We start from the raw sequence: 25,237 nt of genomic DNA, 5'->3' as shown, positions 1-25,237 counted from the left end.
CTGCCGGGCCCGCCGCTCCGTGAGCCTTGAGGCACGTCACACCGCTCTGACAAGGGGTTCACGATGCACGTCAAGCGTTCCATTCTCGGCATGTTCGGCGCCACCGCGATGCTGCTCACGGCGGCCTACACCACCGGGTCCGCCCAGGCCGCCACGCCCGCCGACCAGGGTGCGGGTGCCCGCGTCCTGGTCGCGCCGGCCGCCCCGGCAGAGGCCCGCCCGGCGTCCCTCGCGGCCGCCGCGTCCCCGGGCATCTCGCCCGCCGTCACCACCTCCCACGTGGCCCCCGGCGGCAGCTACACCTGCAGCAGCGGGAACCTCTGCACCCTCGTCTGGGACCCGACCAGGTCGGACTGGAAGGTCTTCTACCTCTACAACTGCAACCGGTACTCGGTCTCCAACTGGAACGGCAACGGGGCCTACTGGAACAACCAGACCGGCAACCCGACCTCGTACTTCTACAACCAGAGCGGCGGCGTCGTGAAGTCCATCCAGCCCGGCGGCGGCCAGCTCGGCCAGGACTGGTCGCCGATCTGGTCCGTCCGCAACTGCTGATCTCCCCCCACAGGCCCGGCCCCGGTCACTCCCGACCGGGGCCGGGCTCTTTCCGTTTCCCCTTCCCCTCATCCGGACCCGGGTCCCCAAGGCACTTCCGGCTCACCACGGCCGTCCCACCCGCCTGCGAGGCGGCGCCTGATCTCGTCGGCCTCTCCGGAACGCCCCAGGTCGTCCAAGAGCATGACCTGCAGGTTCAACGCTGCCCGAAGATCATCGGTGAAGGCTGCCGGTGACGTGGCCGCCAGCCTCGTGTACAGCCGCGCCGCGTCCACCGCGGCCCCCAGCGCACCAGGAGAGTCGTACTGCCCCATGACCCGAACCATGGCCGACACCAGAAGGGACTTCGCGAGACCGGGCTCATGGGCGGCAGGGTTGCCGGCGGCCAGCCGACGCCGGATGTCCACCGCCCCGTCGGCCGCGACCAAGGCTTCCCCCGTGCGTCGTGCAGCCGACAGGTGGATCCCGAGGTTGGACAGCGACGTGGCGAGGTCGGGCTCGAAGGCGGCCGGATCGGCGGCCGCGAGCCGGCGCCTGACCTCCACCGCTTCCGCCTCGGGGCCCAGGGCTTCATCCTGGCGCCCCACTCCCAACAGGCGGATCCCCAGGTTGGAGAGCGACTTCGCGAGGTCGGGCTCGTGGGCGGCGGGGTTGGCGGCGGCCAGCCGGCGCCTGATCGCCACCGCCTCCAACTCGACGGTCAGCGCCTCCTCCTCCCGCTTCACCTGCGCCAGGTAGATCCCGACGTTCGACAGCGAGGTGGCGAGGTCGGGTTCGTGGGCGGCGGGGTTGGCGGCCGCGAGCCGGCGCCTGATGTCCACCGCCTCCCCTTCAGCCGCCAGGGCGTCCTCCTGGCGTCCCACCAGCGAGAGGCGGCTCCCCAGATTGGACAGCGCCCTCGCGAGGCCGGGCTCGTGGGCGGCGGGACGCGCCGCGGCCAGCCGGCGGTGGAGGACGACGGCTTCGTCGGCCACGGGCAGCGCCTCTTCCCGGAGCCCGGCTTCCGACAGGTGGAGGCCGAGGCTGGACAGCGAGGCGGCGAGGTCGGGTTCGTGGGCGGCGGGGTTGGCGGCCACGAGCCGGCGCCGGATGGCCACCGCCTCCACCTCCGCGGTCAGTGCTTCTTCCCGGCGCCCTGCCTCCGCCAGGCGGGCTGCGAGGTTGGACAGCGACGTCGCCAGGCCGGGTTCGTGGGCGGCCGGGTGGGCGGCCGCGAGCCGGCGCCGGACTTCCGCCGACTCCACGACCGCGACCAGCGCCTCCTCCCGGCGTCCTGCTTCCGCCAGGCGGGCTGCGAGGCTGGACAGTGACATCGCGAGGCCGGGTTCGTGGGCGGCGGGGTGGGTGGCCGCGAGCCGGCGCCGGATGGCCAGTGCCTCCACCTCCGCGGCCAGGGCTTCTTCCCGGCGACCCGCTTGCGACAGGCGGGACCCGAGGCTGGACAGCGTGGTGGCGAGGTGGGGCTCGTGGGCGGCGGGGTTGCCGGCGGCGAGCCGTCGGCAGATGTCGACGGCTTCTTCGGCCGGGCGCAGCGCTTCCTCCCGGCGCCCCACCCCCGACAGGTGGGTGCCGAGGTTGGACAGGGTGGTGGCGAGGCCGGGTTCGTGGGCGGCGGGGTGGGCGGCCACGAGCCGGCGCCGGATGGCCACCGCCTCCACCTCCGCGGACAGGGCCTCGTCCCGCCGCCCCACCTCCGACAGACAGGACCCGAGGCTGGACAGCATGGTGGCGAGTTCGGGCTCGTAGGCGGCGGGGTCGGTGACGGCGAGCCGCCGGTAGATCTCGACGGCCTCTGCCGCGGGGTGCGGCGCTTCTTCCCTCCGCCCTGCTTCCGACAGGTGGGTCCCGAGGTTGGACAGCGAGGCCGCGAGCTGGGGTTCATGGGCGGCGGGGTTGCCGGCGGCGAGCCGCCGGTAGATGTCGACGGCCTCCTCGGCCGGCTGCAGTGCCTCTTCCCGGCGTCCCGCATCCGCCAGGTGGACCCCGAGGTTGGAGAGCGATTTCGCGAGGTCGGGCGTGTGGGTGGCGGGCGTGGTGGCGGCGAGCCGCCGGTGGATCTCCACCGCCTCCTCGCTACGGGACTGTGCCTCCGCCCGGCGCCCCACTTCCGACAGACGGGCCCCGAGGTTGGCCAGCGAGGCGGCCAGGCCGGGCTCACCGGCCACGGGACTCGCGGCGGCCAGCCGACGGCGGATCTCCACCGCCTCCTCGGTCGGGCGCAGCGCCTCCTCCCGGCGCCCCAGGCCGGACAACATGATGCCGAGGTTGGACAGCGACAGCGCGAGGAGGGGCTCGTGCGCCGCGGGATCCGCGGCGGCCAGCCGACGGCGGATCTGCACCGCCTCCTCGGTCGGCTGCAGAGCCTCCTCGCGGCGCCCCGCATCCGACAGGAGCATGCCCAGGTTGGACAGCGCGGCGGCGAGGTCCGGCTCGTGGGCGCCGCTGTTGCCGTGATCGAGCCCGTGATCGAGCCCGTGATCGAGCCCGTGGCCGGGTCCGTGGTCGAGCCCGTGGTCGAGCAGGCGCCAGTCCCGTACGGCGTCCTGGGCCGCGGTGACGGCCTCATGGCGTAGTCCGGCGTACGCCAGGCGAGGCGCCAGGCCGTCGCGGATCCTCGCGCGCACCAGCGGATCCTCAGTGCCGGCGAGGCGGTGCCGGGCGAGCTGGTCGACCACGCGGGCGATGCCGAGGTCGAGGTCGGTGTGCCTGTCCTGCGGGAAGCGTGTCTCGACGGCTTCGAGCACCGGGATCACGTCCGGGAGCCGGGCGAGGATCGCCAGGGCGCTGCTTCCGGCGTCGATCGCCAACTGGGGGTCGTCCAGCAGGAGGGGGTTCAGGTACTGCGGGCCGAGATGCTCCCAGTGCTGTGCGGCCGACACCAGGAAGGTGATCGCGCGGGGTGTCCAGGGCGCGGGGGTGCGCTGCGGCCCGTCCCGGCGGATCAGCGCGGAGGCGGTGGGAACGGCCCAGGGCTGGGCCGGGTAGGGGGCCGCGTGGCCCGGGATGGTCAGGGCGAGGAAGTCTTCGGCGAGACGGTCCGGGTAGAGGGGCTCCAGGACCTGGCCGGTGGACTCGGCCGGCGGGTAGCAGGAGGTGTGGTCCCTCAGCAGTCCTGGAGGATCGGGAAGGCGCAGCCGATCCAGGACTTCCCTGCCCGCAGGGCGCGGGAGCGTGCCGGTGAGGATCGCGGTGAACACGGTCTGGTTCATCGCTGCGGGCGGGGTGCCGTAGCCGTTTCCGTCGGGTGTGGCGTGGGCGCCGTCGCCGTAGAGCCGTGCCCAGTGCAGCTGCTCGCGGTCCAGGAGGTACAGGGTCAGGCCGGCTCTGTCCGCCGGCGGATCCGTACGGGTGGCGTGCGCGTCGACGGCGACCAGTGCGGCCATGTGCACGGCCAGGGTCAGACCGAACTCCGCGTCGGCCAAGGGTATGGAGGACCGGATCCCGGTGGCATCGGACAGCTGGTAGACGGAGGCGAAGCTGTCACGGGCGGTGGCGAACATCGCGCCCCGCGCATCCCCCTCGACCGGCAGAGCGGCGAGGGACTGACTGGAGACCTCGGCCTGGTAGGTGTCCAGAAGGGCGCGGAGCGGGGGGAGTTCGTTGAGTGTGCGTCCCAGCAGCAACACCCGGGTGGCCTGACCGGTGTGCAGCAGCGCGTTCTTCAGCAGCCACGTCAGGTTCGTCGTCAGCCACCGGTCGGCGTAGTCGACGATCACCAGCACTCCGGTGTACCCGGTCGGGCTCAAGTCCTGGCTTCCCGGTGCGATCGGGTCGGCGTCGGGGCCGTGGAAGGCGGCGATGACCTTCCAGCCGGCCGCCGCGGACTCCGCGGCGAGCTGTGCGGCCAGCCGGGTCTTGCCCTGGCCGCCCGGTGCGTACAGCCAGCGGGCACTCAGCCGCTTGTCGCTCTCGCGCCACTGGCGCAGCCGCGCGAGTTCGTCCTGCCGTCCGGTGAAGGGCACCACGGCGCGGCGGGCGTTGAGCATCCGGCTGGGGAGTTCCTGGAGCCATTCCGGATCGGTGCCGGGCGCCATCTGCCAGTTGCCCAGCAGGTACAGCGGAAGGCCACTGCCGCCGTGTACGTGGATGTCAGCCCCTATCGCTCCGTACGCGAAGCCGTTGACGGCGACGACGTTCTGTACGAACTGCGGCCGGGGGCCGTCTGCCTCGCTCACGCGCTGCCCTCCGGCGTTCGGGCACCGTCATCGCCCTCGGCCTCGTCCTCGCTCTCGCCCTCGGGGGCGGTCTCAGCGGAGGTGGCTTCCGTCGGGCTGCCGTAGTGGTTGTGCTGAATGACGTTCCCGTGGATGGTGCCGAAGGCAGTGGACCGTGGGGCGGAGGCGGTGATGTTCTGCACGACCCAGGCCTGCTCGGCTCGGGGCAGCTCGTTCCGGGTCCGGGCGATGAGGGCAGAGAGGTCGCCGGCGGCGTCGGGGTGCCGGCTCAGGAACGTCTCCAACTGCTGTCCCCACACCGGGAGCAGGATCTGGCGGACCTGTTCGGTGTCCTCGGTCTGCCGGACGAGGTGGTCGTGGGCGGTCAGTTGGCCTTGGACGGTGTGCTGCTCGGCGGTTTCCCTGCTGCGGAACATCCGGACGACGGCGTCACGCGTACTGTCCCAGGCCGTGGTGGCCATCGCCGCCACCACGGTCGTGGCTCCGGCCATGGCCAGCGCTGTTGCTTCATCCACCATGTGCGACTCCTTGCACGAGGACGGGGATCGTTCGGCCTGCGACGGCCGCCCGCCCCTGGCGTCATGCGGCGGGCTCCTCCCGAGGGGAGAACCCCTCTGCGGCAGCCGTTCCGGCAGGGGCAGTGCCACCCCTACCCCCGCGTGCCCCAGTGCACACGGGAGGAGGAGCGGCGCTGCCCCGGCCCCGGTCCGTACCTCGCCCTCAACGAAGCAGGGTGAGTGCGCCGGCGACGGCGCCGGTCAGCGCGGCCGCGAGGGTGAGGACAGCGGCGAAGGCGGCGGCTGCGCGGGTGAGTGCGCCGGGGTAGGTGGCGCCATCCAGGCGGGCGAGTTTGCCCGCGGCCGCGGCGGCCAGCAGTGCGAAGATGATCACCAGTGCGGCGACCAGCAGGACCACGGTGATACCGGACACGGCAAGCTCCCTTGTGGGGATGGGGTGTTGACGTGCCGAACGTCGCGGAATCGCTGTGCGCCATGGTGCGGCCCGAACGAAGATGAACAACGGCAGACACACGGCCTGGGGGACGGACGCGTGCACGAGGAATCGACCGGGGCCGAGCGGGCGGGTACCGACGGGGCGGCAGCCGATGCGGAGCGTGCTGCCGGAGCGGGCGCCGATGCGGCGCTTGCCGAACTGAGGGACCACCTGGCCGATGCGCTGGCCGGCAAGCGGCTGACCAAGACCCAGCTCGCGACGCGTACGGGGCTGAGCCGCACCACCGTGCAGCTGGCGTTCCAGGGAGGTGCGACTCCTCCGTCGGCGACCACGGTGGCGACGCTGGCTCGTGCGCTGGGTCTGGCGGAGGACGAGTTGCTGGAACTCCGGCGACGCGCGGCCGCGGCGCCCGCCTGCGACACTCAGCCGGCCCCGCAGGCGGCCCGGCAGACGACCCCCCAGGGTGAGGCCGCGACCGGTGCCGAGCCGGTACCGGGCCAGCCGATCACCGATTGGAACCCCCACGACCTCGAGGTCCACCCGGCCGGACTCGCACCTGCAGGTCACGGCGCGGACGCCGGCACGCCTCCGCTGCCCGGCTACGTACGCCGGCGCCACGACGACGTACTCGCCCGGGCGGTACGAAGCGCGGTGCAGGGGCACAGCCGCATGGTCGTGCTGGTCGGAACCTCCTCGACCGGAAAGACCAGAGCGTGCTGGGAAGCGGTCCAGCCCCTCGCGAACGAAGGGTGGCGGCTGTGGCACCCCTTCGATCCGACCCGCGCCGACGCCGCACTGGAGGACCTCCAACGCGTCCGCCCGCGCACCGTCGTGTGGCTGAACGAGGCACAGCACTACTTCGGCGACTCCCTGGCCGGCGAGCGCATCGCGGCCGCCGTGCACGCCCTGCTGGCCCACCCCGGCCGGGCACCCGTCCTGGTCCTGGGGACCATGTGGCCCGAGTACGAGCGCCAGTACACCGCCCTGCCCACACCCGGCCGGCCGGATCAGCACAGCCGGGTCCGCGAGCTCCTGGCCGGACGCACCCTCACCGTCCCCGACAGCTTCGACGCGCAAGCGCTGCGGGCCGCAGCCGTACTGGCCAAGGACGGCGATCAGCTGCTGGCCGACACCCTCACCCGGGCAGGCATCCACGGGCAGGTGACACAGGACCTGGCCGGTGCCCCCGAACTCCTGCGCCGCTACGAACACGGCACGCCGGCCGCCAGGGCCGTCACGGAGGCCGCGATGGACGCCCGCCGCCTTGGCGCGGGGCTGCACCTGCCGCAGGCATTCCTGATCGACGCCGCGACCGACTACCTGAGTGACGGCGACTACGGGGATCTCGGCGACGACTGGGCGGAGGCCGCCTTCGCCGAGCTGGCCCGCCCCGTCCACGGCAAGAAGGCTCCGCTGCACCGAGCCGCCGCCCGCCCGAGGCGCGAGCCTCCGAGCAGCCTGTCCCCGTCCCCGTCTCCGTCCCCGTCTCCGTCCCCGTCCCCGTCCCCGACGCCGGTGTCGGCAGGGACGGTGTTCCGGCTGGCCGACTACCTCGAACAGCACGGCCACACCGCCCGCCGCGCCCTGTGCCCCCCTGCTTCGTTCTGGCACGCGGCTCACACCCACCTCACCCACGCGGACGACCTCAACAACCTCGCCGACGCCGCCTTCATCCGGAACCGCCTCCAGTGGGAGCACCACCTCCGCAGCAAGAGCGCCGGCGCCGGGCACACCTCCGCACTGCTGCGCCTGGCAGAACTGCGGGAGGACACGGGGGACCGGGACGGGGCCGAGGCCCTCTACCGGCAGCTCGCGGCCGACGGCCACGCCTACGCACTGCTCCGCCTCGCCGGGCTGCGGGGGAGCGCCGGCGACCTCGACGGCGCCGAGACCCTCTACCGGCAACTGGCCGACGCAGGGGACCCCTTCGCGCTGCCACGGATGGCACGGCTGCGGGAAGAAGCGGGCGACCTCGACGGCGTCGAAGCCCTCTACCAGGAGCTGGCCGACACGGGGGACACCCACGCCCTGGTCCGCGTGGCCGGTCTGCGGGAAGAGGCCGGCGACCTCGACGGCGCCGAGGCCCTCTACCAGCGGTTGGCCGATGCGGGCGACACCTACGCATTCTTCCGCCGAGCATGGCTCCGGGAGCGGGCAGGGGACCCCGACGGCGCCGAAGCCCTGTACCTGCAGGCTGCCGAGGCCGGCCACACCTCCGCACTGGTGCGACTCGCCGGGCTGCGGGCGAGCGCCGGCGACCTCGAAGGAGCCGAAACGCTCTACCGGCAGCTGGTCGACGCCGGTGACACCTACGCCCTCTTCCGCCTGGCACGGCTGCGGGAAGAGGCCGGGGACTCCGACGGCGCCGAAACCTCTACGAGCAGGCGGCCGACGCCATCAACCCCGGCACCCTGGTCCGCCTGGCCAGGTTGCGGGAGGACGCCGGCGACCTCGACGGCGCCGAAGCCCTCTACCGGAGGCTGGCCGACAGCGGCCAGACCGTCGCCCTGCTCCACCCCTCGATGAGGGTGCTCGGCGGCACGGAGCTGAAGGACCGCTGGCCGTACGGGCTGGACCCGGACGGCACCCCCTCACAGCCGTGGCGCTGGGGGCCGAGGACGCCGTGACACCGCGGCCTGATCACGCATCACCCGCCCTCCGGTTCCCTAGAATTAGTCATGCGCCTGACAGAAATAAAAGAATGACACCGCGCACGGCACTGCTGCTGCGCGCACTGCGCCACTCCCACGAAAGGCACCACACCCCAAAGGGAGCGATCAGCGATGACCAAGCCCGAGAACACGGAACAACACGACGACAACTACAACACCAACAACACCAACAACTACGACGTCGTCATAGGCGGATCCGGCCTCGCGGGCAGTGCCGCGGCGATCCTGCTCGCTCGACGCGGTGTCCGCGTCGCACTGCTGGAACGCCGCTCGGACCCCGAAGCGTACAAAGTGCTGTGCACCCACTCCCTCACTGCCAACGCCTACCCGGTGCTCGACCAACTCGGCCTCGTCCCCGCCCTGGAGAAGGCGGGAGCCGTCCGCAACGAGGCCCGCTGGTACACCCGTTGGGGATGGATCGAGCCGAGGGCCGCGCCAGGGGGACCCGAGCTGCCGTACGCGTACAACATCCGGCGCAGCATCCTCGACCCGTTGATCAGGTCCCACGCGGCGCACACCCCTGGTGTCGACCTGCTCCTCGGCCATCAGGTGTCCGGGCTGGTCCGGGAAGGCGGGCGAACCGTGGGGGTGCGCGCGTCGACACCCCGGGGCGAGCGCGAGATCCGGGCCCGCCTGGTGGTTGGCGCCGACGGCAAGGACTCGGCCGTGGCGAATTACGCCGGGGTGCCCGCCCGGCAGTACGAGAACGCGCGCTTCGGCTATCTCGCGCACTACCGCAACCTTCCGCTGCACGGCGGGATCGGTCAAACCTGGTTCCTCGAGCCGGACATGGCGTACGCGTTTCCCAACGACGACGGGGTAACGGTCATCGCGGTGCTCCCGGACAAGAAGCGGCTGCCGGCCTTCCGGGAAGACCTGGAGGGCAGCTTCTCCGCATTCGTCCGCGCCCTGCCCGAGGCACCGCCCATCGACTCCGCCGAGCGCATCACGAAGATCATCGGCTTGGTCAACTACCCGCTGCACAGCCGCCAGCCGACCGCACCGGGCCTCGCGCTCATCGGCGACGCCGCCCTGACCGGCGACCCCCTGTGGGGCGTGGGATGCGGGTGGGCTCTGGAGTCCGCGCACTGGCTGGCCGAGGCGGTCGCCCCGGCCGCGGCCGGTCGCGGAAACCTCGACAAGTCGCTCATGCTGTACGCCCGCAGACACCGCCGCCGGCTGCGAGGACACCAGTACCTGGCCGCCGACTTTGCCAGGGCCCGCCCGTTCAACCCCATGGAGCGCCTGATGTTCTCGGCGGCGGCGCGCGACGCGTCGGTGGCACGGCACATGCACCGGTTCGCATCCCGCCTGATCGGCCCCCTGCACTTCCTGAACCCCGCGGCCCTGGCCAAGGCTGCGCTCGTCAACATCAAGCACCACAGGTCGGCCACCCCACCCGCACACCTGTCCCCCACGAGGCCGTGACCGACTCCCTTCCCACAGGCTGACGCAGACGACTGCCATCAGCAGGATTGCGAAGGGGTAGCCGCCTGCCCATTTGAGTTCGGGCATGTTTTCGAAGTTCATGCCGTAGATCGTGCCGACCAGGGTGGGGGCGAAGAGGGTGGCGGCCCACGAGGAGATCTTCTTGATCTCCTCGTTCTGTTCGAAGCCGGCTTAGGCGAGGGCGCGCATTTCGGCGTTCTGTTGTGGGGAGGCCAGGGTGGCGTTGACCGTCAGAGTCTCTGTGAGGGCCTGGCGGAAGCCGTCCACGCGTTCGCTGGTGTGCGTGACGTGGTCGGCCACGTCGCGGAGGTAACGCTGGAGTTCCTCGTTCGTGCCGTACTTCGTGAAGCCGGCCCTCAGGCCGTGGAGCATGCCGACCAGGGGGCGGGTGGCGCGTTGGAACTCGACCGTTTCTCGGGAGAGTTCGTAGATGTGGAGTTCGCCGAAATCGACCTCCTCCTGGGCGTCGAGGTGGCGCGTGGCGCGCAGGGCGACGAAGAGGGTGTCTCCGTAGCGCTCCAGCTTGGGGCGCCGGTGGGATTGCAGGGCGTCTTCGACAGCGAGTTCGCCGAACTCCACTCCCTTGCCGCCGAGTTCAACCTCCACTCGGTGGGGCGGTGCAGGCCGATCCACGCCATCCCCTCGGGCTCTTCGCACAGTTGCCGGAAGGTGTCGGAACGTGTCGGCCAGGGTGCCGGGGGAGGCGACCCGGCGTTCGTCGCGGTAGACGGCCGAGTCGATCACGTTGCGGTGGTTCGGCGGTGTGGGGGCCGCAGGTGCGGGCTGTGGGGCGGCCAGCGGCCCCGCCGGGGGTGCGGCGGCCGGGGAGGCGGGGCGGCGCCATCCCGCGCGCTTCGCGGCGGACGGCGGGGGCGGGGGGCGGCGGGCAGGGCGCTCCGACGTCGCAGGTCAGCTCCCGATAGCACGTGCGTTTGCGGGTGGCAAAAGGGCAGGATGCCTGTGGGGTGGCTTCCATCGACCGTGGAGTCGGGTGGAGTTGAGCAGAGTGGAGTGGGGTTGCGGACTGAATGTGTCCGCAATGGAGGTTAGCTTGCTGTCATGGCCTCCAGGACGATGCATCCCGTACTCGACACCCGCGCTCTGAACCGTGCCACGCTCGCCCGCCAGCTGCTGCTGAGTCGCGCCGAGATGTCCGCGCGCGACGCCGTCGCGCACCTCCTCGGACTGCAGGCGCAGAACGTGAAGCCGCCCTACTTCCAGCTCCACGCCCGCCTCGCCGGCTTCCGGCCCGCCGAACTCGCCGGACTCATGGAGTCCCGGGAGGTGGTCCGGATGGTCACGATGCGCTCCACCATCCACACCCACACCGCGCACGACGCCCTGACTCTGCGCCCGCTAGTCCAGCCCGCCCGCGACCGGGAGGTCGCCTACTTCCGGAAGGGGCTCGTGGGGGTGGACCTCGACCGGCTGGCGCAGCGGGCCCGGGCCTTCGTCGAGAGCGGGCCGCGCACCATGGGCGAGATCCGCGAGGACCTGCTCGAAGAGTGGCCCGATGCCGACCCGCAGTCGCTGTCCGTCGCCGCGCGCTGCCGACTGCCGCTGGTGCAGGTCACGCCCCGCGGGGTGTGGGGACGCAGCGGGCAGGTCCGGCTCACCACCGTGGAGAACTGGCTCGGGAAGCCCGCCGGGGAGGCACGGCCCGTGGACGACGTCGTGCTGCGCTACCTCGCCGCCTTCGGGCCCGCCTCCGTCAAGGACATGCAGACCTGGGCCGGACTGACCCGGCTGCGCGAGGCGTTCGAGCGGCTGCGGCCGGGCCTGGCCGCCTTCCGGGACGAGAACGGCGTGGAGCTCTTCGACCTCCCCGACGCGCCCCGTCCCGATGCGGACACCCCGGCGCCGCCCCGCTTCCTCCCGGAGTTCGACAACCTCCTGCTCTCGCACGCCGACCGCACCCGCGTGGTCCCTCCGGAGATCAAGGGGCGTACCTGGACGGGGAACCAGGCCCACTGCACGCTGCTCGTCGACGGGTTCCTCGCCGGTCTGTGGAAGCTGCAGGACGGGGTGCTCACGGTCGAGTTGTTCGGACCGGTCCCGAAGGCGGCGAAGGACGAGATCGTTGCCGAAGGGGAGCAGATGGTCGCAGACATGAGTGGGACCGGCGAGGTCACCGAGGTCACCGGGGCCACCAAAGCCACCAAAGCCACGAAGGCCTCCGGTGCCGGAGCAGGAGTCGTGCGTTTCGGGGTGGTCAAGCCCTGATCCGACGGTAGGTCGTCGGGATGTGGCACACCCCAATTGGGCGGATACTCAAAGGAGTTGCGGGGGAGTGTGGGTGGCCGCATCATCCTCGGATGGATGACAGACCGAGCCGGATCCCGGCCTCCCTGCCGGCCCTGCGTGCCGCGGCGCGCGAAGCGGGCTTCGTCATGTCCTGCGAGGAGCGCACCGGCGGCCTGCTGGCGCTCCTCGCGGCCGCCCGCCCCGGTGGCCGCATCCTCGAACTCGGCACGGGCGCGGGAGAGGGTACGGCCTGGCTCCTCAGCGGGATGGACGCGGCCGCCCGGCTGGTCACGGTCGAACTCGACGGGACCGTACAGAAGACCGCGCGCGAGCACCTGGGGACCGATCCGAGGGTGACCTTCGTGGCCGCCGACGGCGGGGAGTGGCTGCAGGGCTACGACGGGGAACCGTTCGACCTGGTGTTCGCGGACACGTGGCCCGGCAAGTTCACACACCTGGACCGCGCCCTGGAACTCGTGGCCCCGTGCGGCATGTACCTGATCGACGACCTCTTCCCGCAGCCCGGATGGCCGGACGGCCACGGCGCCTCGGTCGAGCGCCTGTTGGCCGACCTCGAAGGGCGGGAGGACTTTCGTTGCGTCCGTATGGGCTGGGCGAGCGGGCTCCTCATGGCAGTACGGTCATCCCACGTACGGGACCGGTCAACTCCCGGCTGACGCCGCCCTGGTGGTCCGTACACCGAGCGCGGCACGATACCTGCCATGACGAGCGACAGTACGCAGGACAGCGCCATCGCCACCGCCCAGTTCCTGGCCGCGCGGGACTTCCTCCTGGAACGCCGCGGTGACTACGAGGCCGCCCACACCGGATTCACCTGGCCCCGCCCCCACCGTTTCAACTGGGCCCTGGACTGGTTCGACCACATCGCCGCCGGGAACGACGCCGACGCCCTGCGCATCGTCGAGGAGGACGGCACCAGCCAGAGCCTCTCCTTCGCGGAGCTGTCCGTGCGGTCCGCCGCGGCCGCCAACTGGCTGCGCGAGCAGGGCGTCGCGCCCGGCGACCGGATCCTGGTCATGCTCGGCAACCAGCGCGAACTGTGGGAGGTGATGCTCGGCGCGATGAAACTGCGCGCCGTCGTCATCCCCGCCACCCCCCTGCTCGGCCCCGCCGACCTGCGCGACCGGGTCGAACGCGGCCGGGTGCGCCACGTCATCGCGCGCGCCGAGGACACGGCCAAGTTCGACGAGGTGCCCGGCGGCTACACCCGGATCGCCGCCGGGCCCGCCGGGGACCGGCCCCCGGCCGGCTGGCGGCGGCTGGCGGACATGCAGAGCGCCGACGCCGCCTTCACTCCCGACGGGGAGACCCTCGCCACCGACCCGCTGATGCTGTACTTCACCTCCGGCACCACCGCCCGCCCCAAGCTCGTCGAGCACACGCACGCCTCGTACCCCATCGGGCACCTCTCCACCATGTACTGGCTCGGGCTGCGCCCCGGCGACGTACACCTCAACATCGCCTCGCCCGGCTGGGCCAAGCACGCCTGGTCCAACCTCTTCGCACCCTGGAACGCCGGCGCGACCGTCTTCGTCCACAACTACGCCCGCTTCGACGCCGAGCGGCTGATGGCCGAGATGGACCGGCACGGCGTGACCACCTTCTGCGCCCCGCCGACCGTGTGGCGGATGCTGATCCAGTCCGACCTCACCAAGCTGGCCCGGCCCCCGCGCGAGGCCGTCGCCGCCGGCGAACCGCTCAACCCCGAGGTCATCGAGAAGGTCCGGGAGGCCTGGGGCGTCACCATCCGCGACGGCTTCGGCCAGACCGAGACCACCCTCCAGGTCGGCAACTTCCCCGGGGTGCCCGTCAAGCCCGGCTCCATGGGCCGCCCGGCACCCGGCTACGAGATCGTCCTGCTGGACCCGGTCAGCGGAAAGGAGTCCCCCGACGAGGGCGAGCTCTGCGTGGACCTGCGGTCCAAGCCGGCGGGAGTGACGACCGGCTACCGCGACGACCCGGAGCGCACCGCGGAGGCGATGGCGGACGGGCTCTACCGCACCGGCGACATCGCGGCGCGCGACGCCGACGGGTACCTCACCTACGTCGGGCGCTCCGACGACGTCTTCAAGGCCTCGGACTACAAGATCAGCCCGTTCGAGCTGGAGAGCGCGCTGCTGGAGCACGAGGCGGTCGCCGAGGCCGCCGTCGTACCGGCCCCGGACGCGCTGCGGCTGGCGGTGCCGAAGGCGTACGTGACGCTCGCCGGCGGCTGGGAGCCCGGGCCGGAGACGGCCCGGGTGCTGTTCGAGCACTCCCGCGCGGTGCTGTCCCCGTACAAGAGGATCCGCCGCATCGAGTTCGGCGAGCTCCCGAAGACCGTGTCGGGCAAGATCCGCAGGGTGGAGCTGCGGGAGCTCACCGCGGCCGGCTCGACGGGGGAGTACGACGAGGCCGACCTCGACTGAGAGGTACGAGCGCCGGTACGAGCGCCGGTACGAGCGCTGGTACAAGCGCCGGTCGGGGCCGACTGCCGGGGCCCCGGCGAGGTTCCGCCGGGGTCCGCCGGGGTCCGTGCTTCGCCCCGCGCAGCAGCCCGTACGGGGGCCTTACGCCGGGAGGTGCGCCTCGATCGCGGCGATGACCTCGGGGGCCTCGGGCTCGGTGCGCGGGCGGAAGCGCGCCACGACGTCGCCGGCGGGGGAGATCAGGAACTTCTCGAAGTTCCACTGGATGTCCCCGGCCGCGCCCTCCGCGTCCGGGGTCTTCACCAGCTCCTGGTAGAGCGGGTGCCGGTTCTCGCCGTTGACCTCGGACTTCTCCAGGATCGGGAAGGTGACGCCGAAACCGGCCGCGCAGAAGGTCTGGATGTCCTCGGCGTTGCCGGGCTCCTGCTCGCCGAACTGGTTGCAGGGCACGCCGATGACCGTGAAGCCCTTCTCCTCGTACTTGAACTGCAGACGGGCCAGTCCCGAGTACTGAGGGGTGAGCCCGCACTGCGAAGCGGTGTTCACCAGGAGGATCACCTTGCCCTTGTGGGCCGCGAGGCTGGTGGGCTCGTCGGACAGGGTGGTCAGCGGGATGTCGTACAGGCTCATCAAGCTCTCCGGGGCAGGATTGGCGGCAGCGGCAGCGGCAGCCGGCGAACAGCCGCCGACGGGCGACGGGTAACTCCTACGAGCTTAGGGGGTGGCTCGCCGGGCACGCCGGGCCGGTCGCCCCGGCAAGATCCGGAAGACACGCCCTAGGCTCCCGAGCCGACCAGCTCGTCCGCCGGGTCGTTGACCGGCTGGGGCATGCCCGTGAGGTCCATGACGAACAGCGGTATCCCGAGGTCGTCCGCGCGGGCGCGGGCGTCGTCCGTGTACCCGGCTAGCGAGAAGTAGACGCTGGTCGCGGAAGCTGTGAGTCCGTTCAGCCAGACGCACTCCACCGCCCGAAGCCCGGCCGGTGCGGTGGTCGGGTCGACCTGGGCGACCAGCCCCGGAGCCCGCAGGTCCACGGTCGCCGCGGGGATCGGGCGCCCGTCGGGCTGCCGTACGTCCTGGAAGCCGAGCCAGCGCAGGTACAGCGCGGCCGTGGCCACCGCGTCGCGGGCCGTACGGATGGTCACCGGCCGGAACGCGGGCCGGGGCACCGGCGCGGTCGGGGGAAGCGGAATGTGCGCCGGGGCCGTGTGGGCCGGGTGCCCGCCCGTCCGCCGCGGTGCGTCGTTCCTGTCCCCCTTCCCCTTCCCCTTCTCGTTCTCGTTGCCTTTTTCGTTCCCCGGTCCGTCCCCTGGCCCGTCCCGGCGTTCGTCACCGCGCGGATCCGGCCGGGCGGCGGACCGGGCCGGGCCGGCCGGACCGGCAGGGGCGCCCGCGCCCGTGCCCCGCCCCGCGTCGGTGCCGTCCGCCGCGATCCCGCCGGTGGCCGGCACCGGCGCCTCGTCCCCGGGCGCGCCCGTCAGCGGGTGTACCGGAAGCCGCACCACGGTCCCGCACGATCCGCATCCCAGCTCGGGATGCGGCCACTCGCTCTCCCGCCCGCAGGCCGTGCACCGCACCGCCACCCAGCTGTCCGACCAGGTGCGGTGCGTCAGGGGCACCGGCGGCGCCGCCAGGTCCAGCGGGGGATTGACCGGGCTTCCGCACGCGCAGGGGAACACCGGAGCGGTGTAGCCGTTCTCGCGCAGGCACGCCGGGCAGCGCACCGGTACCGCTTCCGCCATGAGACCTGGACCCCCTCCGTCGCTGTGCGTAGGTCCATGCTCCACCACCGGCGACCGCAGGGGCGAGGGTGCACGCCATTTCCAGGCGATTCCCGCCGCCGGATCGGTCATTTGTACAAGTCACCGAGCGAGATGTGGCTTTTGGTGTCTTCCGGGGTCTCCAACCGCCTTGACGCCGAAGGGGTCGCCGCTTAACTTGTTCCGTATAGCAGAACAAAACTTCCGGATTACGGAAAAGCCTGACCGCCAGACCCGCAGGAGAACCTGATGCCTCGTATGACAGCCGCCGCCGCTGCAGTTGAGATCCTCAAGCTCGAGGGTGTCGAACAAGCGTTCGGCGTGCCCGGTGCTGCGATCAACCCGTTCTACCGCGAGCTCAAGAACGTGGGCGGCATCAAGCACACGCTGGCCCGCCACGTCGAGGGCGCCTCGCACATGGCCGAGGGCTACACCCGCGCCAAGGCGGGCAACATCGGTCTCTGCATCGGCACCTCGGGCCCGGCCGGCACCGACATGATCACCGGCCTGTACTCCGCGATCGCGGACTCGATCCCGATCCTGTGCATCACCGGTCAGGCTCCGGTCTCGAAGCTCCACAAGGAGGACTTCCAGGCCGTCGACATCGCCTCGATCGCCAAGCCCGTCACCAAGAAGGCCACCACCGTCCTCGAGGCCGCGCAGGTCCCGGGCGTGTTCCAGGAGGCCTTCCACCTGATGCGCTCCGGCCGTCCCGGCCCGGTCCTGATCGACCTGCCGATCGACGTCCAGCTCACCGAGATCGAGTTCGACCCGGAGACGTACGAGCCGCTGCCGGTCTACAAGCCGCGCGCCACCCGCGCCCAGGCCGCGAAGGCCGTCCGCTTCCTGCTGGAGTCCGAGCGTCCGCTGATCGTCGCCGGTGGCGGCATCATCAACGCCGACGCCTCCGACCTGCTGGTCGAGTTCGCCGAGCTGACCAACATCCCGGTCATCTCCACCCTCATGGGCTGGGGCGTCATCCCGGACGACCACGAGCTGAGCGCCGGCATGGTCGGTGTCCAGACCTCGCACCGCTACGGCAACGCGACCTTCCTGGAGTCGGACTTCGTCCTCGGCATCGGCAACCGCTGGGCCAACCGTCACACCGGTTACAACCTGGACGCGTACCGCGGCGACCGCAAGTTCGTCCACGTCGACATCGAGCCGACCCAGATCGGCAAGATCTTCGCCCCGGACTACGGCATCGCCTCCGACGCCAAGGCCGCGCTGGAGCTCTTCGTCGAGGTCGCCAAGGACCTCAAGGCCTCGGGCGAGCTGCCGGACTTCTCCTCCTGGGCCGAGTCCGCCCAGGAGCGCAAGGCCACCCTGCAGCGCCGTACGCACTTCGACAACATCCCCATGAAGCCGCAGCGCGTCTACGAGGAGATGAACAAGGCGTTCGGTCCGGAGACCCGCTACGTCACCACCATCGGTCTGTCCCAGATCGCCGGTGCGCAGATGCTGCACGTCTACAAGCCGCGCAACTGGATCAACTGCGGCCAGGCCGGCCCGCTCGGCTGGACCATCCCGGCCGCGATCGGTGCCGCCACCGCGGACCCGGAGACCCCGATCGTCGCGCTCTCGGGCGACTACGACTTCCAGTTCATGATCGAGGAGCTGGCGGTCGCCGCCCAGCACAAGGTCCCCTACGTCCACGTCCTGGTGAACAACGCCTACCTGGGTCTGATCCGTCAGGCGCAGGGCGGCCTGGGTATCAACTTCGAGGTCAACCTCGAGTTCGAGAACATCAACACCCCGGAGCTCGGCGTCTACGGCGTCGACCACGTCAAGGTCGCCGAGGGCCTGGGCGTCAAGGCCATCCGCGTCACCGACCCGAACGAGCTGGGCGCCGCCTTCGAGCAGGCCAAGAAGCTGGCCCAGGAGTTCCAGGTCCCGGTCGTCGTCGAGGCCATCCTGGAGCGCGTCACCAACATCTCGATGAGCAAGACGGTCGACATGAGCGACGTCACCGAGTTCGAGGAGCTCGCGACCGAGCCGGGCCACGCCCCGACCGCGATCAAGGCCCTCAAGGTCTGATCCGTCCGACCGGCAGGTCGAGCGGTACGCGGCGACCCCCGTCCCTCCGTCAGGAGGGGCGGGGGTCGTTCCGTTTTCGGCGCACCTGTTCCGGCCCGGTCAGGTGGCAGGCGGGTGGGCCGGAGCGGCGCTGGGCGGGCGCTAGTCAGGCACCGGGCCGAGTTCCGCGTCCACCGCGCCGGTCAGCAGCTCGCGGGCCCGGTCCAGGGTCAGGGAGCCGCTCAGCCAGCGCTCGCTGAGGCCCTCCACCAGGGCGGTCAGCCGCTCGGCGGCGTCCAGCGGCGTGACGTGGAGGTCGGCGAGGCCCGCCGCCTGGGCGTCCGAGATGGCTTCCGCCGTGTCCTGGGACCAGGAGCGGGTGGAGACGGCCAGGGTCTCGCGCAGGTCGGTGTCGAAGACGGCGCTGGCCCGCAGCTCGCCCCACGCGGTGCTGTTCTCGCGGACCCGGGGGGTGTCCTGGAGCTCGCTCAGCAGCAGCTGGAGCAGGGCGGCGCGGGCGTCCGGGGTGTGCTTGAGGGCCTCGTCGGTATAGCCGGTCGCGCGGTCGCTGATGAAGGAGAGGGTGCGCTGGACCAGGCCGGCGCGGTCCTTGAAGTGGTAGTAGATGAGCGCGGTGGAGACGCCCGCCTCGGCCGCCAGCTCCTCGACGCGCAGTCCTCTGACGCCGTTGCGCGCGATCACGCGTACGGCAGCTTCCAAGATCAACGCCTGGCGATCGGCCACTCTCGTGCGCACCTTTCGGTCGGGTACCCCTTGACTGACCTTTCAGTCAGGTCCCACGATAGCTCCCACCCGACCTCCTGACTTCGTTTTCAGTCGCGCTCTGGATCCTGACTGAAAATTTAGTCAGGATGGGTGAGGTGCGGCGCGCCGACCGCATCACCGACCGACCGCACCACCGACCGACAGCACCGACAGCACCGACAGCACCGAGGGAGCATCCGATGAGTCCGCTGACTCCGCCACATCCGCGCATGCCCGCCGAGTGGGCCGAACACGAGGCCTGCCTGATGGTCTGGCCGACGCGCGCCTCCCTGTGGGGGCCGGCCTTCGAGGCCGCCAAGCGCGAGTACGCGGCCGTGGCCCGCGCCATCGCCGACTTCGAGCCCGTGGTCATGATTGCCGCGCACGGCCTGGCCGACGAGGCCCGCGCCGCCTGCGCCGGCGACTCCGACGGGAAGGGCGACAGCGCCGCCGGCGCCGCCGGTCACTCCATCGAGGTCGTCGAGCTGCCCGTCGACGACTCCTGGCTGCGCGATTCCGGCCCGATCTTCGCCTACGACGCGCACGGCCACCGGGTCGGCGTCGACTTCCGCTTCAACGCCTGGGGCGAGAAGCACCACCCCTGGACCGCCGACGACAAGCTCGCCTCGCTCCTCCTGGACCGGCTCGGCACCCCCCGCGTCCACTCCTCCATGGTCCTGGAGGGCGGCGCCCTGACCGTCGACGGCGAGGGCACGCTCATCACCACCGAGCAGTGCCTGCTGCACCCCAACCGCAACCCGCGCATGAGCCGTACCGAGATCGAGGACGAGCTGAAGCGCCGCCTCGGCGTCGAGAAGGTCATCTGGCTGCCCTATGGCGGCCTGGAGGACACCGAGATCGACGGTCACGTCGACGGGGTCGCCGCCTACGTCGCCCCCGCCAAAGTGGTCGTCTCCCTTCCCGAGGACAAGACCCACCCCGACTACGCCCGGATGCGCGCCAACCTCGCCGTCCTGGAGGCCTCCACCGACGCCCGCGGCCGCGCCCTGGAGATCGTCGCCCTCCCGCAGACCACCCACGGAGAGGTCGAGGGCACCCCGGTCGAGGTCGGCCACCTCAACTTCTACCTCGCCAACGGCGGTTGCGTGGTCCCCGTCGGCGGCGACCCCGACTCCACGAGCGACGCCGAGGCCCTCGCCGTCCTCGCCGCCGCGCTCCCGGGCCGCAAGGTGGTCGGCGTACCGACCCCGGTCCTCGCGTACGGCGGCGGCGGAATCCACTGCATCACCCAGCAGCTCCCGAAGGACCTGAACGCATGAGCACCGACGCCACCACCAATGCCACCACCGACGCCACGACCTACGCCCTCCTGACCTCCTTCGGTTCCCCGCTCGGCTCCCCGGCCCGCACCGAGCCCGCCGAGCGCGTCCCGCTGCGCGTCGGCCTCGTCCAGATGCGCTGGTACGCCGACGAGAACGAGCACGACGACCGGCTGCGCGAGGGCGTGGCCCTGGCCGCCGCCCAGGGCGCCACGATGGTCTGCTTCCCCGAGCTCACCCGCAGCCCGTACTTCTGCACGACCGACGACCCGATGGCGCACGGCGCCGCCCGCCACCTCGAAGACGTCGAGGACGGCCCGACCGTCCGCCTGGCCGCCGAGCTCGCCACCGGACTCGGCATCACCGTGCACGCCTCGCTCTACGAGCGGGCCGAGGACGGCGGTCTCGGATACAACACCGCCGTCTGTGTGGACCCGCACGGCAAGCTGATCGCCAGGACCCGCAAGAACCACATCCCCGCGTTCCCCGGCTACCGCGAGGACCTCTGCTTCCGCCCCGGCGACAGCGGCTTCCCCGTCGTCACCCACCAGGGCGCCCGCTTCGGCTTCCCCACCTGCTGGGACGAGTGGTTCCCCGAACTCGCCCGCGCGTACGCCCTGCACGGTGCCGAGATCCTCGTCCACCCCACCGCCATAGGCTCCGAGGTGGACCTGCCGGACTTCGACACCCGGCCCATGTGGGAGCACGCCATCAGCGCCAACGGCCTCGCCAACGCGCTCTTCATGATCGTGCCCAACCGCACCGGCACCGAGGGCCGTTCCACCTTCTACGGCTCCTCCTTCATCTCCGACCCCTACGGCCGGGTCGTGCTGCGCGCCCCCCGCGACCGCCCCGCCGTCCTCGTCTCCGACCTCGACCAGCGCTGCGACTGGCTTCAGTTCGGCCTGCTGCAGACCCGCCGCCCCGAGCTGTACGGCCGCCTCACCGAGCCCCTTCACCCGTAGGGCCCGGCCGCGGGAGCCAACGCCGGCCGGCGCCGCCGGGTACGACAAAGCGCCGAGTCACGGGACCGTCCGTGGCTCGGCGCTCTGGTTTGTGACCGCCCGACGGAGCGAGGCTGGCGCGACAGGACGTTCGCACCGCCGGGCGGAGTCAATGGGGAGGTGTGTTCCTGCTGGTACAGGGGACTCTGTGCGTGGCCCCTGTACGAAGAGGATTGGCTGGGACCGTGGCGGGCGGGCGACGAGAACTCCGGCGTCGTCTCCCTCAGGTCAAGAGACGGGCCTCGGAACCCATTACCACCGCACTGGCTCGCACGCTCGCCACGGTCCTCGTCCTGCCCTCGCCGCGCACCACCCCTCATCCGGGTCCACGGGTCGGGCTCAGCACCCGGGGCCTGACCTCCCGTCAGGCCCCCGGTACAGCTGTGTGGCTCAGGCGTCGCGCAGGGCGCGGACGGCCTCCTCGACGCGCTTGCCGTAGTCGGCGTCCGCGGCGTGGAAGTGAGCCAGGTTCTTCTCGATGACGTCCTCGAGGGTGACCTGAGACAGGCCGCCGGCGATGTTCGCCACCAGACGCTGCTTCTCGGCCTCCGACATCAGGCGGTAGAGCTCACCGGCCTGGAAGAAGTCGTCGTCCTTGGTGTGGGCCGGGGCCTCGTGGGTGCCCGTGTAGCCGGAGACGGCCTTCGGGGCGCCCAGCGCCAGACCGGTCTCGGCCGGACCCTGGTACGAGTTGGGCTCGTAGTTCTTGTCGTGGCGCGAGCCGTTGCGCAGCGCCATGACACCGTCGCGGCCGTAGTTGTCGGCCTTCGTCGCCTTCGGGGCGTTGACCGGCAGCACGGTGTGGTTCACACCGAGGCGGTAGCGCTGGGCGTCGGCGTACGCGAAGAGACGGCCCTGGAGCATCTTGTCCGGCGAGGCGGTGATGCCCGGGACGAAGTTGTTCGGGGAGAAGGCGGACTGCTCGACCTCGGCGAAGACGTTGTCCGGGTTGCGGTCGAGGACCAGGCGGCCCACGCGCTGCAGCGGGTAGTCGCTGTGCGGCCACACCTTGGTGAGGTCGAACGGGTTGAAGCGGTAGTCCGCGGCCTCGGCGGCGGGCATGATCTGGACGTAGAGGGTCCAGCTCGGGTTCACACCGCGCTCGATGGCCTGGAGCAGGTCGGTCTGGTGCGAGTTCGCGTCCTTGCCGACGAGCTCGGCGGCCTGCTCGCCCGACAGGCAGCGGATGCCCTGGTTCGTCTTGAAGTGGTACTTGACGAAGAAGGCCTCGCCCTGCTCGTTGGTCCACTGGTAGGTGTGGGAGCCGTAGCCGTTCATGTGACGGTACGACGCCGGTATGCCGCGGTCACCCATGAGCCAGGTGATCTGGTGCGTCGCCTCGGGGGCGTGCGCCCAGAAGTCCCAGACGTTGTCCGGCTCCTGCTTGCCCGTGAAGGGGTCGCGCTTCTGGGAGTGGATGAAGTCGGGGAACTTGATCGGGTCCTTGATGAAGAACACCGGGGTGTTGTTGCCGACGAGGTCGTAGTTGCCCTCTTCGGTGTAGAACTTCAGCGCGAAGCCGCGCGGGTCGCGGACCGCGTCCGCGCCGCCCAGCGAGTCGGCGACGGTGGAGAACCGCAGGAAGGTCTCGGTCTTCTTGCCGACCGTGTTCAGGAACGCGGCGCTGGTGTACGCGGTGACGTCGTCGGTCACCTCGAAGTAGCCGTACGCGGCCGAGCCGCGGGCGTGCACCACACGCTCCGGGATGCGCTCACGGTTGAAGCGGGCAAGCTTCTCAAGGAGCTGCTGGTCCTGGACCAGCAGCGGGCCACCGACGCCGGCGGTGGCGGAGTTCTGATTGTCGGCGACCGGGGCGCCGGACTCGGTCGTCAGCGTGCGCTTCGACATGGTGACCTTCCGTACGGGTAACTGCCGACGGAAAGTGTCTTCCGTCATGCGGAACAGCCTAATTTCGGCGAGAACTAAACGTCAACAGTTTGTTGAACGAAGTTGAAGAGAGATATTCCGGACGGTGCCGGCGCTTGGGCGCGACAGGACAGGTGTCAGCACCGGCACCATCCGGAAACTCAGGTCCCCCGGTGAGGGGGAGGGGGTTCGGCCCGCTCAGATCTGGGCGCCGGAGAGGCGCTCGACGGCGCGGAGCAGGGCCGAGTGGTCCAGGCCGCCGTCACCCTGGGCGCGCAGCGAGGCGACCAGCTGGGCGACGACCGCGCCGACCGGAAGGGCGGCACCCACGTTGCGGGCGGCGTCGGTGACGATGCCCATGTCCTTGTGGTGCAGGTCGATCCGGAAACCGGGCTTGAAGTCGCGGTTCAGGAAGTTGTCCTTCTTGCGGGTCAGGACCGTGGAGCCGGCCAGACCGCCGTTGAGGACGTCCAGGGCGGCCTGGAGGTTCACGCCCGACTTCTCGAGGAAGACGACGGCCTCGGCGCACGCCTGGATGTTCACCGCGACGATGAGCTGGTTGGCGGCCTTGACCGTCTGGCCGGAGCCGTGCGGGCCGCAGAGCACGATGGTCTTGCCGAGGGCCTGGAGGACCGGCAGGGCCTCGTCGAAGTCGGCCTGCTCGCCACCCACCATGATCGACAGGACGGCCTCGATGGCGCCGGCCTCGCCGCCGGACACCGGGGCGTCGATGACGCGGATGCCCCTCTCGGAGGCGTTCTTCGCGAGGTCGATCGAGGTCTGCGGGGTGATCGACGACATGTCGATGATCAGCGCGCCGGACTTCGCGTTCTCCAGGATGCCGTTCTCACCGTAGGAGATGGCCTCGACCTGCGGGGAGGCGGGCACCATCGTGATGATGACGTCGGCGTCCTTGACGGCCTCGGCGATCGAGCCGGCCGCGGAGCCGCCGGCGGCGGCCAGACGGTCCAGCTTGTCCTGCTCCAGGGTGAAACCGGTGACCGGGTAGCCGGCCTTCAGGAGGTTCTCGGCCATGGGGGAGCCCATGATGCCGAGACCGATCCAGGCAATCGACGGGAGCGCAGCGGGGTTGCTCATGATGAGGGTCCTTCTCTTAAAGCTTGGTACGAAAAGTTCGTGACGTGCCTGGCTGATCGCCTGGACTTTGTCCGCCTACTTCGCGGCGCGGGCCTCGGCCGGCAGCCATGCGAAGGACGCGGCAGCGTCGGCGGCCTTGTACTCCAGGCCTACGTAGCCCTCGTATCCGGCCTTCTTCAGCTGGTCGAGCAGCTCCTCGAGGGGCAGCTCGCCGGTGCCGGGGGCACCTCGTCCGGGCTTGTCCGCGATCTGGACGTGCCCGGTCTTGGCGGCGTACTTTTCGATGACCTCGGAGAGGTCCTCATCGTTCATCGCCAGGTGGTACAGGTCGAGCAGGAACTTGGCGTTGCCGAGGCCGGTGGCCTCGTTCACCTTGTCCACTACCTCGATGCCGGCCGGGGCGCTCACCAGCGGGTAGAGCGGCGACTCGGGCTTGTTGAGGGTCTCGATCAGGAGGATCGCGCCGACGCGGTCCGCGGCCCGGGCCGCCACGACCAGGTTCTTCAGCGCCAGCTCGTCCTGAACGGCCGGGTCCACGCCTTCGACGCGGTTGCCGTAGAGGGCGTTCAGCGCCTTGCAGCCGACCGAGGCCGCGAAGTCGGCGGCCACGTTGATGTTGGCGTTGAAGCGCTCCGACTCCTCACCGGGAACCGAGACCGCACCGCGGTCCGGCCCCGGCAGCCGGCCGGCGTAGAAGTTCAGGCCCACCAGCTGGGTGCCGGCGTCCTCAAGGGCCTGCTTGAGGGCGTCGAGCTCCTCCTGTGCGGGGGTGGGGGTCTCGATCCAGGGCCACCACAGCTCGACCGCCGTGAAGCCCGCCGCGGCGGCAGCCGCGGGACGCTCCAGGAGCGGGAGTTCCGTGAAGAGGATCGAAAGGTTTACATCGAAGCGCTGGTCCGTGTATCCCATGAGGGGTGTGCGCTCCTTCCGTATTGCGGAAGTTAGTTTCTGCTTGATGGAAGACTGCATC

18 protein-coding genes and 1 pseudogene are annotated in these 25,237 nt (G+C 71.1%); 9 read left to right on the top strand and 10 right to left on the bottom strand.

The annotated features are described in order from the left end of the window. The first annotated feature begins 63 nt into the window (after nucleotides 1-63). A complete protein-coding gene (locus OG534_RS06825; protein WP_326587172.1) occupies nucleotides 64-555 on the top strand; it encodes a hypothetical protein in 492 nt (163 codons plus the stop codon). Between the two features lie 68 nt (nucleotides 556-623). Here the strand turns inward: OG534_RS06825 and OG534_RS06820 are convergent, their stop codons facing one another. The 3 genes from OG534_RS06820 to OG534_RS06810 form a co-directional block, all read right to left on the bottom strand. Then, complete coding sequence (locus tag OG534_RS06820) at nucleotides 624-4,730, bottom strand: tetratricopeptide repeat protein (protein WP_326587171.1); 4,107 nt, start codon at nucleotides 4,728-4,730, stop codon at nucleotides 624-626. Beyond that, entirely contained in the window at nucleotides 4,727-5,248 is a 522-nt protein-coding gene (locus OG534_RS06815) for a hypothetical protein (protein WP_326587170.1), read from the bottom strand. The genes OG534_RS06820 and OG534_RS06815 overlap by 4 nt, the downstream gene beginning before the upstream one ends. Nucleotides 5,249-5,450: 202 nt before the next feature. After that, nucleotides 5,451-5,660 (bottom strand): hypothetical protein, encoded by a 210-nt coding sequence (locus OG534_RS06810; protein WP_442807045.1) that lies wholly within the window; start codon nucleotides 5,658-5,660, stop codon nucleotides 5,451-5,453. A gap of 120 nt (nucleotides 5,661-5,780) precedes the next feature. Here OG534_RS06810 and OG534_RS06805 point away from each other — a divergent pair, with 120 nt between their 5' ends. Continuing rightward, entirely contained in the window at nucleotides 5,781-8,210 is a 2,430-nt protein-coding gene (locus OG534_RS06805) for a tetratricopeptide repeat protein (protein WP_326587169.1), read from the top strand. A gap of 257 nt (nucleotides 8,211-8,467) precedes the next feature. Continuing rightward, nucleotides 8,468-9,784 (top strand): NAD(P)/FAD-dependent oxidoreductase, encoded by a 1,317-nt coding sequence (locus OG534_RS06800; protein WP_326587168.1) that lies wholly within the window; start codon nucleotides 8,468-8,470, stop codon nucleotides 9,782-9,784. A gap of 12 nt (nucleotides 9,785-9,796) precedes the next feature. On the opposite strand, the pseudogene OG534_RS06795 reads toward OG534_RS06800, so the two are convergent. Beyond that, nucleotides 9,797-10,549: pseudogene (locus OG534_RS06795) on the bottom strand (CorA family divalent cation transporter); the annotation flags it as partial. A 315-nt stretch (nucleotides 10,550-10,864) separates the two neighbouring features. Between OG534_RS06795 and OG534_RS06790 the strand changes: the two are divergent. From OG534_RS06790 to OG534_RS06780, 3 genes are all read left to right on the top strand, one after another. Beyond that, entirely contained in the window at nucleotides 10,865-12,028 is a 1,164-nt protein-coding gene (locus tag OG534_RS06790; RefSeq protein WP_326587167.1) for a winged helix DNA-binding domain-containing protein, read from the top strand. Nucleotides 12,029-12,120: 92 nt separating this feature from the next. Then, a complete protein-coding gene (locus tag OG534_RS06785; protein ID WP_326587166.1) occupies nucleotides 12,121-12,726 on the top strand; it encodes an O-methyltransferase in 606 nt (201 codons plus the stop codon). Nucleotides 12,727-12,771: 45 nt separating this feature from the next. Then, on the top strand, nucleotides 12,772-14,478 hold the full coding sequence (locus OG534_RS06780) for an AMP-binding protein (protein WP_326587165.1): 1,707 nt from the start codon (nucleotides 12,772-12,774) through the stop codon (nucleotides 14,476-14,478). Nucleotides 14,479-14,619: 141 nt separating this feature from the next. Here the strand turns inward: OG534_RS06780 and OG534_RS06775 are convergent, their stop codons facing one another. Then, nucleotides 14,620-15,108, bottom strand: a complete 489-nt coding sequence (locus OG534_RS06775; RefSeq protein WP_326587164.1) for a glutathione peroxidase — start codon at nucleotides 15,106-15,108, stop codon at nucleotides 14,620-14,622. A 146-nt stretch (nucleotides 15,109-15,254) separates the two neighbouring features. Then, nucleotides 15,255-16,220, bottom strand: coding sequence for a hypothetical protein (locus tag OG534_RS06770; protein ID WP_326587163.1), 966 nt, complete (start codon nucleotides 16,218-16,220; stop codon nucleotides 15,255-15,257). A 267-nt stretch (nucleotides 16,221-16,487) separates the two neighbouring features. Here OG534_RS06770 and gcl point away from each other — a divergent pair, with 267 nt between their 5' ends. Further along, the gene (gene gcl, locus OG534_RS06765) at nucleotides 16,488-18,275 is read left to right on the top strand and encodes a glyoxylate carboligase (RefSeq protein ID WP_326587162.1); all 1,788 of its coding nucleotides are present in this window, start codon (nucleotides 16,488-16,490) and stop codon (nucleotides 18,273-18,275) included. A 141-nt stretch (nucleotides 18,276-18,416) separates the two neighbouring features. Here the strand turns inward: gcl and OG534_RS06760 are convergent, their stop codons facing one another. Beyond that, complete coding sequence (locus OG534_RS06760; protein ID WP_326587161.1) at nucleotides 18,417-18,998, bottom strand: TetR/AcrR family transcriptional regulator; 582 nt, start codon at nucleotides 18,996-18,998, stop codon at nucleotides 18,417-18,419. A gap of 221 nt (nucleotides 18,999-19,219) precedes the next feature. On the opposite strand from OG534_RS06760, the gene OG534_RS06755 reads away from it, so the two are divergent. Beyond that, nucleotides 19,220-20,299 carry an agmatine deiminase family protein gene (locus tag OG534_RS06755; RefSeq protein ID WP_326587160.1) on the top strand — a complete coding sequence of 360 codons (1,080 nt, stop codon included), beginning with the start codon at nucleotides 19,220-19,222 and terminating at the stop codon, nucleotides 20,297-20,299. Beyond that, nucleotides 20,296-21,264 carry a nitrilase-related carbon-nitrogen hydrolase gene (locus OG534_RS06750; protein ID WP_326587159.1) on the top strand — a complete coding sequence of 323 codons (969 nt, stop codon included), beginning with the start codon at nucleotides 20,296-20,298 and terminating at the stop codon, nucleotides 21,262-21,264. Before OG534_RS06755 ends, OG534_RS06750 begins: the two co-directional genes overlap by 4 nt. Nucleotides 21,265-21,693: 429 nt before the next feature. On the opposite strand, the gene OG534_RS06745 is transcribed toward OG534_RS06750, so the two are convergent. From OG534_RS06745 to OG534_RS06735, 3 genes are all read right to left on the bottom strand, one after another. Then, complete coding sequence (locus OG534_RS06745; protein WP_326593504.1) at nucleotides 21,694-23,151, bottom strand: catalase; 1,458 nt, start codon at nucleotides 23,149-23,151, stop codon at nucleotides 21,694-21,696. A gap of 216 nt (nucleotides 23,152-23,367) precedes the next feature. Next, nucleotides 23,368-24,267, bottom strand: coding sequence for a 2-hydroxy-3-oxopropionate reductase (locus OG534_RS06740; RefSeq protein ID WP_326587158.1), 900 nt, complete (start codon nucleotides 24,265-24,267; stop codon nucleotides 23,368-23,370). Between the two features lie 75 nt (nucleotides 24,268-24,342). Beyond that, nucleotides 24,343-25,176, bottom strand: a complete 834-nt coding sequence (locus OG534_RS06735; protein WP_326587157.1) for a TIM barrel protein — start codon at nucleotides 25,174-25,176, stop codon at nucleotides 24,343-24,345. Nucleotides 25,177-25,237: the final 61 nt, after the last annotated feature.

This window comes from Streptomyces sp. NBC_01294 (assembly GCF_035917235.1).
In the GTDB taxonomy this organism is placed as follows: Bacteria; Actinomycetota; Actinomycetes; order Streptomycetales; family Streptomycetaceae; genus Streptomyces; species Streptomyces caledonius.
The sequence above is the reverse complement of the archived record's forward strand: the minus strand, read 5'-3'. Positions and strand labels throughout refer to the sequence as shown.

Excerpts from the sequence above, each read along its gene's own strand:
- OG534_RS06735 (WP_326587157.1), bottom strand. The coding sequence starts at position 25,176 with ATGGGATACACGGACCAGCGCTTCGATGTAAACCTTTCGATCCTCTTC.
- OG534_RS06770 (WP_326587163.1), bottom strand. The coding sequence starts at position 16,220 with ATGGCGGAAGCGGTACCGGTGCGCTGCCCGGCGTGCCTGCGCGAGAAC.
- OG534_RS06755 (WP_326587160.1), top strand. The coding sequence starts at position 19,220 with ATGAGTCCGCTGACTCCGCCACATCCGCGCATGCCCGCCGAGTGGGCC.
- OG534_RS06815 (WP_326587170.1), bottom strand. The coding sequence starts at position 5,248 with ATGGTGGATGAAGCAACAGCGCTGGCCATGGCCGGAGCCACGACCGTG.
- OG534_RS06825 (WP_326587172.1), top strand. The coding sequence starts at position 64 with ATGCACGTCAAGCGTTCCATTCTCGGCATGTTCGGCGCCACCGCGATG.
- OG534_RS06790 (WP_326587167.1), top strand. The coding sequence starts at position 10,865 with ATGGCCTCCAGGACGATGCATCCCGTACTCGACACCCGCGCTCTGAAC.
- OG534_RS06775 (WP_326587164.1), bottom strand. The coding sequence starts at position 15,108 with ATGAGCCTGTACGACATCCCGCTGACCACCCTGTCCGACGAGCCCACC.
- OG534_RS06785 (WP_326587166.1), top strand. The coding sequence starts at position 12,121 with ATGGATGACAGACCGAGCCGGATCCCGGCCTCCCTGCCGGCCCTGCGT.
- OG534_RS06800 (WP_326587168.1), top strand. The coding sequence starts at position 8,468 with ATGACCAAGCCCGAGAACACGGAACAACACGACGACAACTACAACACC.
- OG534_RS06780 (WP_326587165.1), top strand. The coding sequence starts at position 12,772 with ATGACGAGCGACAGTACGCAGGACAGCGCCATCGCCACCGCCCAGTTC.
- gcl (WP_326587162.1), top strand. The coding sequence starts at position 16,488 with ATGCCTCGTATGACAGCCGCCGCCGCTGCAGTTGAGATCCTCAAGCTC.
- OG534_RS06750 (WP_326587159.1), top strand. The coding sequence starts at position 20,296 with ATGAGCACCGACGCCACCACCAATGCCACCACCGACGCCACGACCTAC.
- OG534_RS06740 (WP_326587158.1), bottom strand. The coding sequence starts at position 24,267 with ATGAGCAACCCCGCTGCGCTCCCGTCGATTGCCTGGATCGGTCTCGGC.
- OG534_RS06745 (WP_326593504.1), bottom strand. The coding sequence starts at position 23,151 with ATGTCGAAGCGCACGCTGACGACCGAGTCCGGCGCCCCGGTCGCCGAC.